This window comes from Brevibacterium picturae, from assembly GCF_030453725.1.
Lineage (GTDB): Bacteria > Actinomycetota > Actinomycetes > Actinomycetales > Brevibacteriaceae > Brevibacterium > Brevibacterium sandarakinum_A.
In genome coordinates, this window is sequence record NZ_JAKDJU010000109.1 from 1 (window position 1) to 10,160 (window position 10,160).

The window sequence follows — 10,160 nt, forward strand, 5'->3', positions numbered from 1 at the left end:
GTTGCCACGTTCGCCGGGCCGCCGTGGCGTTGCCACGTTCGCCGGACCCGTTGTGGTCACGCCCTGTGGCGTCGGTCGCGCTGATCCGCCTCGGCCAGCGAAGCCAAATAGGCGTTGTAGTCCCGCAGCGTCGCATCGCCGTCCCTGGCAGCCTGACGGTCGAGCCGGCGACTGAGGCGCTCATCAGATCTCTGCCATTTGAGCACCAGCACCCCGAGCATGATCAGCGTCGGGATCTCTGTGAATGCCCACGCGATGCCACCGCCGAGGAACTGGTCGTCCAATGGATCGATACCCCACATCGGCATGTGGTAGAAGTCCGTGAGCAGGGTCGTCGACATCATCACGACAATGCCGAAGAACGCATGGAACGGCACGGTGGCCACGATCTCGAAGACCTGCACAACGGTGGGATCGATGCGAACTTTCCGCTTGCTGCTGGTTCGCGGTGAGGGGTCGACTCCGAAGATGTTCCAGAAGTAGAGCATCCCGATGGCCACGAAGTGGATGAACATCAGGTTGTGTCCCCACATCGTCGACATCAGCCAATCGAAGGCAGGCGTGAAATACAGCCCGTACAAGCTCATCAGAAACAACAGGGTGGTCACGACCGGGTTCGTCAGCACACGCATGACGGGACTATGGACGATCGCAAGGATCACCCGGCGCGCATTCCACCGACCTGACCCGGCCGGCAGGACACGCAGCATCAGCGTGATCGGTGCGCCCAGAACCAGCAGGATGGGGCTGAGCATCGACAGAATCATGTGTTGGATCATGTGCATGCTGAACAGCGCCATGCCATAGCCGTTCAACGCCGTGCCGTCGACGAGGATGACGGTGGCGATGCCCAGGGTCCACCAGATGAGCCGCGAGATCGGCCACCGCACTCCGCGGCGGTGCAGCAGCCACACGCAGAAGAGATACAGCACCAGGCCGAAGGCCGCGACAATGACGATGATGGGGATCGGCTGCGGGTGCCAGTCGATGACTCGCAGGAACGTCGGCGGGAGCGTCGGGTGCCACATCACTCCGCTCATCCCGTGCTCATGCATGATCGCCGCCTCCCGCGTGACATCTTCAGGCCATGACTTCTACGCGTCGTAGAAGTGCGTTGCGGTACCACCGTACGCCTGATGCGGCGGCACGTCACCCGCTCAGGCCAGTGACGTGTCCGGCCTCGCAGCCCGCTCAGGCCAGTGACGTGTTCGGCCTCGCAGCCCGCTCAGGCCAGTGACGTGCCCGGCCTCGCAGCCCGCTCAGGCCAGCGCGACGGTCAGCTGACTCGCGGTCAGAGCCCGGTCGGCGAAGACCAAGCGCATCGCCTCAGGATCGGGGTTGCCTGCGTCCGGGGCACGATGCCGCAGGCTCAGACCGACCTTCTCCGCCACTTTCTGTGAGGCCACATTGTGTTCGAGGAGGTAGGCGATGACCGGCAGCTCCGGCTTGAGCTCCTGGGCACGGGAGATGCCCAGACGCGAGACCTCGCTGGCATAGCCGCGTCCCTGGACCTCTGGCCTGAAGCGGTAGCCGAGGTTCCAATGCGCCTCGACCCGGTCCGGGCTCCATTCATCGGCCAAAGGCATGCGCCTCACACCGCAGCCGCAGGTTCCGAGCACCGGACCGCCTTCCGATTCGCGGACGATCCAGATCCCGAGACCATCGATCTCCCAATCGGCGATGCGGGTGAGCAGGAACGCCTCGGCTTCCTCCCGCTTCGCCATCCGACCGCTGGGAAAGTGCGTCCAGACACGGGGATCGCTGTAGATCTCGAATACCTCGTCCAGATCCTGAAGACCGGGCCGGTCGAGCACGAAGGGCTCAGTCATCAAGCGCCGTGGGCAGTGCGGAGTGCCGCGTCGAGGTCGTTCCACAGGTCGTCGGCGTGTTCGATGCCCACGCTCAGACGCAGCAGACCATCGGGGACCGACTCCGGTTCCGAGGCATTGCGCCGACGGCGTTCGATGAGGGACTCCACTCCGCCCAGGGAAGTGGCCGGCGTCCACACCCGGACCGCCTCGGCGACGGCTGTGGCCTGTTGCGCGGTCTGGGTGCAGAAGGCGACGACCGCACCGAATCCCGACAGCTGCGCTGCCGCACGCTCATGCCCGGGATCGCCGGGCAGGCCCGGGTAGCGGGTCTCGACGACGCTGGGGTGCGAACTCAGGCGTTCGGCGATGAGCGCGGCATTGGCCTGGGCTCGCTCCATGCGCACCGACAGCGTCCGCAGTCCCCGCAGCGCCAACCAGACTTCGAAGGGTCCGGCAATTGCTCCCCGCAGTGAGCGTTCGCTGTGAAGCCGCTTGTGCAGATCTTCGCTGCTGGTCACAGCTGCGCCGAGAACGACGTCCGAGTGTCCGGCGAGGTATTTGGTGACGGAGTGGACAACGACGTCGGCCCCCAGGTCGAGCGGTGTCTGCAGGAGCGGAGTGGCGAAGGTGTTGTCGACGACGGTCAGGATGCCGCGATCGCGCGCGGCGGAGATGAGTGCGGGTGTGTCCGCGACTTCGAGCATCGGGTTCGTCGGAGATTCGATCCACAGCATCGCCGAGGCGGCAGCAACGTCATCGAGTGCGTTGACGACGGCTGCGGTGTCGGCGATGTCGACGGTGGTGAGGGTGAATCCGCTGCGTTCGGCGAGCTCTCCCGCGGACTCCAGTGATCCCTGGTAGCAGTGCCGGGGCATGATCAGAGTGCCATCGCGAGGGACCAGGCTGAGGGCAGCGGCGATCGCGGCCAGTCCCGAACCGAAGACCAGTCCGGGCAGTTCGGCATGTTCGAGTTCAGCCAGTGCCTCTTCGAACGGAGTCCACGCCGGAGTCGAGAACCGACCGTAGACATAGTCGGAATGATCGATCTCGCCGCTGCCGACGAAGGTCGAGGACAGTTCGATGGGAGGGTTCACCGAGGCGCCGTCGCGGCGGTCCGGGCGGCCCGCATCGACGAGGACGGTTTCGGGAGCATAGGAGGGTTCTCGGGAGGTCATCGTCCCAATATATGCCGTATGCCGACGACTCCGCATTGACGTCTCAATCACATCTCAGTCGTGCGCGTGCACCATGCCTCAGGCGTGCTCGCAGATCTCAGGCGTGCTCGCAGATCTCAGTCGTGCGCGTGCACCATGCCTCAGGCGTGCTCGCAGATCTCAATCGTGCACGCAGATCTCAGTCGCGCACGCGCACCATGTGCTCCAGCAGTGCTCTGGCCCCCGCTGAAAGTCGACGACCGGGCGACCACACTGCGTGCAGCTCGCGATCAAGGGAGACGCCGGCCTGAACCGGAAGCGGAACCAGGCGCCGAGCACTGAAGTCATCGCGCAGTGCCAGCTCCGAGAGAACGACCGGCGCGAGGCCGGTGGCCGCGGCGATCTTCAGAGCCGAATTCGACGCATACTCCCCCGCCACGCTCGCCCCACCCACCTGCGCAAGGGCAGCATCGAGGACCTCTCTCGTTCCCGATCCGACCTCCCTGACCAGCAGCGGAATGTCCGCCAACGCCTCGGCGCCGATCGGCGCGGTCCATGCGGTGGCGAAGTCGGGGGCGGCCGCTACCATGAGGCGATCATGTCCGACCACCTCGGCGGGAAGATCCTGCGGCAGAGACACGGACTCGATGAGACCGAGGTCGCAGCGCTGCTCACGTACGGCCGCGATGACTGCGGCCGAGTTCTCGACTGCCAGGCCGACATCGATGTCGGGATGCGTGACGGTGAACGTCGTCAGATACCGGGGCAGCAGGTATTCGGCCACGGTCAGCGAGGCGGACACGCGCACGGTACCGGCCCGGGCATCCTGGATGGCGCGGGTTCCCGCGTTGAGATCGGCATAGGCGTCGAGGACCTTCGAGGCCCACTGCGCAACGGCGTGGCCTTCGGCGGTGAGCTCGGTTCCCCGCGGCGAGCGCCGCAGCAGCGGCACCTTGAGGTCCCGCTCGAGGTTGCGCAGGCTGCGTGAGGCGTTCGGCTGGGCCAGCCCCATCGCCTCGGCGGCCTGCCCGATGGACTGAGCGCTCGCGCTCAGAGTCACCAGCAGCCCCAGAGCCGGAAGCTCGGGCCAGTCCTGCATTCTGCTGAGATCCCGCATACATCAATGATGCCATATCAAGCCGATATGGGTTGGTCCGTTATTGCCGTCTACCGGATTCCGGTGCCGATTGACAGACTGAACTCATGAATAGAGTTCTCCGTCTGCTTCCCGGTTTGGGAGTCGCCGCGCTGGCCACCGCGATCGCCTGGCCCATCTCCTTGATGGCCCCCGTCCTGTCCCCTCTTCTCATCGCCATCGTCCTGGGAATCATCGTCGGAAACGTCCTCCCCGAGCTGCCGCAGACCTTCCGGCCCGGGCTCGACGTCGCGGCCAAGCCTCTCCTGCGTCTGGGCATCGTCGCCCTGGGTGCGCAGGTCGTCCTCGGCGACATCCTCGAGCTCGGCTGGCTGGTCCTCGTGCTCGCCGCCGTCGTCGTCGCCGTCGGCATCATCGCCGGCCTGCTGCTGGCCCGTCCGTTCCGCGTCGATTCGAGCCTTGCGCTGCTCATCGGCTGTGGGTTCGGCATCTGCGGGGCCGCAGCTGTCGCCGGGGTCGAGTCGACGCTGAAGGCGAAGAAGGAGGACGTGGCGGCGGCGATCGGCCTTGTGGTCCTCTTCGGCACCCTGATGATCGCTGTCATCCCCTCGTTGAGCATCGCCTTCGGGCTGGCCCCCGACGCTGCCGGCATGTGGGGTGGAGCGTCCACGCACGAGGTTGCGCAGGTCGTCGCGATCGGCGGCATCATCGGTCCCGCAGCTCTCCAGGTCGCCGTCCTCGTCAAGCTCTCCCGCGTCATCATGCTCGCCCCGACCGTCGCCGTGCTCAGCATGGTGATGCGCCGCAACGAAAGCCGGGAGCGGGCATCGGTGACATCCCCCGCCGAGGCGGCCCCGCAGTCTTCGTCGACCGCTCAGTCCTCGTCGTCTGCTCAGTCCTCGTCGCCCCCGCAGTCCACGTCAGGTTCCCAGGCCTCGCCTCCGCCGTCCGCCCCGGCGGCGGGAAGACGTCCTCCCATCGTTCCGCTCTTCGTGCTCGGATTCCTCCTCATGGCGGGCCTGCGCACCTTCGGACTGCTGCCTGACGTCGCGGTCTCCGGCCTGGGCTGGCTCCAGACCGTGTGCCTGGCCATGGCGATGTTCGCCCTCGGTCGCGGGGTGCAATGGCGTTCGCTGAAGAGCCTCGGCGCGGGGCCCATCGGTCTGGCAGCCACGACGACTCTCATCGTTGCCGTGATCGCACTGGGCGGCGCCCTCCTCCTGACCTGAGCACTGAGCTCTCCACCTGACCTGAATGCTGAGATCAGGTGTCGCGCAGACGAGGATCTCGCTACGATGATCGGCACAGTCGAAGCCGGCCGCGGTCGGCAGGTCGTGCCTCACCGCGGTCGAGGCTACGACCCCGACCGTGGGCGACAGGTCGAATCAGTAGGCAGGCGAAAGGTCCAGCAATGAGCGCGAAGGCGGTAGTCGTCGGCAGCGGGGTGATGGGGGCATCAATCGCCCACTCATTGGCCAAACGCGGCTACGCGGTCACCGTCGTCGACAAGAAACCGGGACCGGCCCAAGGCTCGACCGGAGCCACCAGCGCGATCGTCCGCTTCACCTATTCGCTGCGGGACTCCATCGCCCTGGCCTGGGAGTCGAAGCACCGGTGGGAGAATCTGCGCGAGCATGTCGAAGCACCGGAGTCGGAGCCGGTCGCGGACTTCATCCGCACTGGAATGGCCGTCATCGATATTCCCGGTCTGCTCCCGGCCAATGTGCGGACCGACTTCGAGGACCTTGCGATTCCCTATGCCGAGTGGGATGCGGCCGATCTCGCCCGTGAGCTGCCCGGCGTCGACACCTCGAACCACTTCCCGCCGGTGCGCCCCGATGATCCGGCGTTCCTCGACGAGAGCGAGGAACCCGCGACGGCACTGTACACACCGGACGGCGGGTACATCTCCGACCCGGTGCTGGCTACGGAGAACTTTGTCCGCGCCGCCGGGCGACACGGTGCGACCTTCCTCTACAACGCCGAAGTCCTCGGACTGCAGCACGGAGCCTCCGATGCGAACCGCGATGCACCGGGCGCCGACTGCAAAGAGAGCAGCACCGATCAGCCGAGCCCGACTTGGACCATCAGCCTCGCCGACGGCCGCCTTCTCGACGCCGACGTCGTCGTGAATGCGGCAGGGCCCTGGTCATCGAAGCTCAACGAGCTCGCCGGCGTCGGATCGGACCACGGAATCTCGCTCACTCCCCTGCGCCAAGAGGTGCACACCCTGCCGGCGGAATCGACCGTCATCCGCAGCGACGGCTCCCCCATCCCCGCGATCCTGGACGCCGGCGTCGGAACCTATATGCGCGCCGAGGTGGGCGGGCAGCTTCTCATCGGAGGCACAGAGCCCGAGTGCGACGAACTGGAGTGGATCGACGACCCTGACGCCGTCACGTTGAGCGTTCGTCCCGAGCAGTTCGAGACTCAGGCGCTGCGAGCGGCCAAACGCTTCAACGACATCACGATCCCGAACCGGGCCCGCGGAGTCGTGGGAGTCTACGACGCCTCAACCGACTGGACTCCCATCTACGACCGCTCCGAGGTCGACGGCTTCTATCTGGCGGTCGGCACCAGCGGCAACCAATTCAAGAATGCGCCGATGGTCGGCGAGATCATGGCAGGCCTCATCGACGCCGTCGAGAACGGCCATGACCACGACGATGATCCCGTCCAGTTTCCGCTGGAACGCACGGGACGAACACTGAATCTGGGAACCTTCTCGCGTCTGCGGAGTCCGGCGGGAACCAGCGGAAACGTCATGGGCTGAGCTCACCGGAACCCGGCTGATTCCGACCCCGCCGAGCACGCCCGAGCGCATCCAAGTGCCGATAGACGGGAAATATCGGCCGTTGCCGTGGAAGCAACCGCCCCTGCCCGTACTGAGGTGGTAGTGTCACTCAGCGAATCAACCAGTTTCGCTCAGCGATATTTCAGCCTTATTGGGGACCCATGCTCGTACAAATCATTGCGCTGTTGATCTTCATCGCGCTCTTCGCCATCGGCGCGATCCGCGGAGTACAGATCGGCGTGCTCATGCTCGTCGGCGCGGCCGGAACCGGCCTGTTCCTGACCGACATGACCGTCGATGACATCATCGCCGAATTCCCACTGTCCATCATGATCCTGCTGGCCGGCGTCACCTACTTCTTCGCGATCGCGCAGGAGAACGGGACCGTCGACAAGATCATCGACTGGGCGCTGGAGAAGGTCGGCTCCTCTGCAGTCCTGCTGCCGGCCGTCTTCTTCGTCATCACCGCGTGCATCGCTGCCATGGGTGCGCCCCTGGCCGGTCTGGTCATGATGCCCGTGGGCATGCAGGTGGCCCGCAAATACGGAGTCGACTTCGCACTGATGGGCCTGGCGATCTGCTTCGCCATCGGCGCCGGCGGGTTCGCCCCGACCAGCCTCTACGGCATCGTCACCTACAGCACTGCCCATGACGCCGGAATCAACCTGTCCCCGTTCCTGCTCTTCGGCCTCGCTGTCGGCGTCTACATCGTGATGCTCACCGTCGCCTACTTCATGTTCGGTCGCTCGCTCTTCGGCAAGAAGTCTGCCATGGCCGCGGCTGGTTCTGCCCACTTCGGAGCGGACGCTGCCGGGGCGAACGAATTCGGAACCACCGGCGAAGGTGCCGGTTCGACGATCTCGCGCGGGTCCGCCTCGGCGACCAAGGTGGCCTTCGGTGAGGACGACGAGGACGAAGCCCTCTTCGACTCCTCCAGCTCCTCGGCGAGCGCCGAATCGGGGCCCTTCTCATTCGTGCAGATCCTCACCGTCGTTCTCATGGTCGGCCTCATCGGCTCGGTCGTCGTCCTGGCCGCGTTCGGCAAGGAACCGGACATCGGGCTGCTGTGCTTCCTCTTCGGTGCGATCCTCTCGCTTGCCGATCCCCAGACCGGCAAGGCCGCGCTGCCCAAGATCGACTGGTCGACCGTCCTCCTCGTGGGCGGCATCATCACCTTCGTCGGCGTGCTGCAGAACATGGGCGCCGTCGACCTCCTGGGCGAGGGCGCCAAGGCGATCGGTTCGCCGCTCATCGCCGCCCTCGTGCTCTGCGTGGTGGGCGGACTGGTCTCCGCGTTCGCATCGACGACCGGCATCCTCGCCGCACTCGTGCCTCTGGCGCTGCCGCTCATCGCTGCCGGCGGAGTCCCCGGGTGGGCTCTCATCGCAGCACTGGGCGTGTGCTCGGCCGTCGTCGACGTCTCGCCGTTCTCAACGCTGGGCGCCACGGTCGTGGCCACGGTTCCGGGTGACAGCAAGGCACGGCTGACGCGTATCCTCGTGAAGTTCGGCATGTCGATGGTCATCATCGGACCCATCGTCCTCGTCGGCGGACTCGTCGTGCCGGCCATGATCTTCTGAGGGACACGCCTCCTCCCCGCCTCCCGAGATGCACATGGTGCCCAGCGAACTTCGCTGGGCACCATGCGCGTCTGTCACTGCGTTGATGGCTCTCAGCTCAGCGGCTTGACCAGAACGACGAATTCGAGGTCATCGACGAGCGGCACACCGAAGCGGTCGTCACCGTAGGGGAAGGGCTCGACGTCGCCGGTGCGTTCATAGCCGCGGCGCTCGTAGTAGGCGATGAGTTCGGTGCGCTTGTTGATGACGCTCATCTGCAGCGAGTGGGCGTTCCAGCGTTCGGCCACCCACGCCTCGGCGAGGTTCATCAGTGCCGATCCCACGCCCTGGCCCTGTCCCACCGGGGAGACCGCGAGCACACCGAGGTAGGCGATTCCGTCGACGGGTTCGCGCAGGTAGACGCTGCCCACAGCCTGCCCTTCGGCGGACCGGACGAGGATCATCGACGCATCGGGCTCGGCGAGCATCTCGCGGGCCATATCGGCGTCGAGTCGCTGGCCGCTGAGCAGATCCGCCTCGGTCGTCCACCCCTGCTTCGAGGGCTCACCACGGTAGGCGGAGGCGACGAGTTCAACGTAGTCGTCGATGTCGTCGAGGCTGAGTTCGCTGACTTCGAAGCCTGTTTCGTGCAGGATCAGCGTGTGAGCATCGACCATGGTGGCTGGGGCGCGAGAGGACATAGGTCGGCTCCTTGAGGATGTCTGGCCGTCGCCGGGAACGGCCGAAAGAACGGGTTGCTCATCAGGTTAGTCGCTCGATGGGGAACACAACTATAGTTTCATGTATCAGGACTGACTCATCCACGTGCTGGCATGGAGATGACCGACACCTTCGCCTTTAGGAGCGTTCATGGACCTCGAGATCTCGGACGAGACGTACACCTTTGCCCAGGACATCGCGGCGTCTCGCTTCACGGTGAGCCACGACGACAAGGTCATCGGACACGTCGACTACATCGACCGCGAGGCCAGCCCTGATGACACGTCCGAATCCGCAGTGCGCACGTTCACCCACACCGAGGTGTCCCCCGCTTATGGTGGCCGCGGCATCGCCGCACATCTGGTGCGCTTCGCCCTCGAGACCAGCGCCGAGGCGGACCTGAAGTTCCGTACGACCTGTTCCTATGTCATGGAGTTCTTCCGCAAGAACTCCGAGTTCGACGAGCTGCGCGCCTGAGTCGGCACGAACTTGAGAACGTAGCCGACCCAGACCGTGGCGGCGATGACGATTGCTGCAACGGCGCCCCACAGCAGACCCGGGTCGGCGACCGCCAGCTGCGGTATCTCCCTGCCCGGAATGATCGCGGCGAAGGCGCCCGCCGTCAGCGCGCCGAGCCATGATCCGATCTTCATCCCGATGTGCCTGCGGATGTTTCCTCTCCGGATCGCAATGACTCCGACGGTTGTGGTGCCGAAGGTGAAGATCGCGAGCGCGTGGAAGACCGTGAAGCTGCCGCTGAGGGTGTAGATGAACATTCCGCTCACGCACACGAGGTACATGAGGACGACCCATGATCGCCCGATCCATCTGTGCTTGCGATCCTTGGTCCGCCGGATGATCTGGACAGGGGCCAAGAGCACAACGCCAGAGGCGGCAAGAGCGTGGATTGCTATGAACATCGTCGTCATAGACCTAAGATAGTTTCACTAACCAAGGGCGGCAACGTAGATAGCAAGGCCCTGATTGCTATCCGAGAAACAGTCGCTGACAGCACCGCGCACGCTG

Annotated in this window: 10 protein-coding genes; 4 read left to right on the plus strand and 6 right to left on the minus strand. The window is 65.3% G+C overall.

The genetic code is table 11. The features are described from left to right. Positions 1-56: 56 nt before the first annotated feature. The 4 genes from L0G76_RS11015 to L0G76_RS11030 all read right to left on the minus strand — a co-directional run bounded on the left by L0G76_RS11015 (position 57) and on the right by L0G76_RS11030 (position 4,082). Complete coding sequence (locus tag L0G76_RS11015) at positions 57-1,055, minus strand: cytochrome c oxidase assembly protein (protein WP_304357278.1); 999 nt, start codon at positions 1,053-1,055, stop codon at positions 57-59. A gap of 204 nt (positions 1,056-1,259) precedes the next feature. Continuing rightward, positions 1,260-1,829, minus strand: coding sequence for a GNAT family N-acetyltransferase (locus L0G76_RS11020; protein ID WP_304357279.1), 570 nt, complete (start codon positions 1,827-1,829; stop codon positions 1,260-1,262). After that, complete coding sequence (locus tag L0G76_RS11025) at positions 1,829-2,986, minus strand: trans-sulfuration enzyme family protein (protein WP_304357280.1); 1,158 nt, start codon at positions 2,984-2,986, stop codon at positions 1,829-1,831. Before L0G76_RS11025 ends, L0G76_RS11020 begins: the two co-directional genes overlap by 1 nt. A 178-nt stretch (positions 2,987-3,164) precedes the next feature. Next, on the minus strand, positions 3,165-4,082 hold the full coding sequence (locus L0G76_RS11030; protein WP_304357281.1) for a LysR family transcriptional regulator: 918 nt from the start codon (positions 4,080-4,082) through the stop codon (positions 3,165-3,167). A gap of 86 nt (positions 4,083-4,168) precedes the next feature. On the opposite strand from L0G76_RS11030, the gene L0G76_RS11035 reads away from it, so the two are divergent. The 3 genes from L0G76_RS11035 (at position 4,169) to L0G76_RS11045 (ending at position 8,435) form a co-directional block, all read left to right on the plus strand. Next, positions 4,169-5,290 carry a YeiH family protein gene (locus L0G76_RS11035; protein ID WP_304357282.1) on the plus strand — a complete coding sequence of 374 codons (1,122 nt, stop codon included), beginning with the start codon at positions 4,169-4,171 and terminating at the stop codon, positions 5,288-5,290. 182 nt (positions 5,291-5,472) lie between these two features. Continuing rightward, positions 5,473-6,834, plus strand: a complete 1,362-nt coding sequence (locus L0G76_RS11040; RefSeq protein ID WP_304357283.1) for an NAD(P)/FAD-dependent oxidoreductase — start codon at positions 5,473-5,475, stop codon at positions 6,832-6,834. A 182-nt stretch (positions 6,835-7,016) separates the two neighbouring features. Continuing rightward, positions 7,017-8,435, plus strand: coding sequence for an SLC13 family permease (locus tag L0G76_RS11045; RefSeq protein WP_304357284.1), 1,419 nt, complete (start codon positions 7,017-7,019; stop codon positions 8,433-8,435). Positions 8,436-8,527: 92 nt separating this feature from the next. Here L0G76_RS11045 and L0G76_RS11050 read toward each other — a convergent pair whose 3' ends face one another. Next, positions 8,528-9,115: a GNAT family N-acetyltransferase gene (locus L0G76_RS11050; RefSeq protein ID WP_304357285.1), complete on the minus strand. Its 588-nt coding sequence runs from the start codon at positions 9,113-9,115 to the stop codon at positions 8,528-8,530. A 169-nt stretch (positions 9,116-9,284) separates the two neighbouring features. Here L0G76_RS11050 and L0G76_RS11055 point away from each other — a divergent pair, with 169 nt between their 5' ends. After that, complete coding sequence (locus L0G76_RS11055; RefSeq protein ID WP_304357286.1) at positions 9,285-9,611, plus strand: GNAT family N-acetyltransferase; 327 nt, start codon at positions 9,285-9,287, stop codon at positions 9,609-9,611. On the opposite strand, the gene L0G76_RS11060 is transcribed toward L0G76_RS11055, so the two are convergent. After that, the gene (locus L0G76_RS11060; protein ID WP_304357287.1) at positions 9,557-10,063 is read right to left on the minus strand and encodes a DUF2306 domain-containing protein; all 507 of its coding nucleotides are present in this window, start codon (positions 10,061-10,063) and stop codon (positions 9,557-9,559) included. The two genes, L0G76_RS11055 and L0G76_RS11060, sit on opposite strands and share 55 nt — an antisense overlap. Between the last annotated feature and the right edge of the window lie 97 nt (positions 10,064-10,160).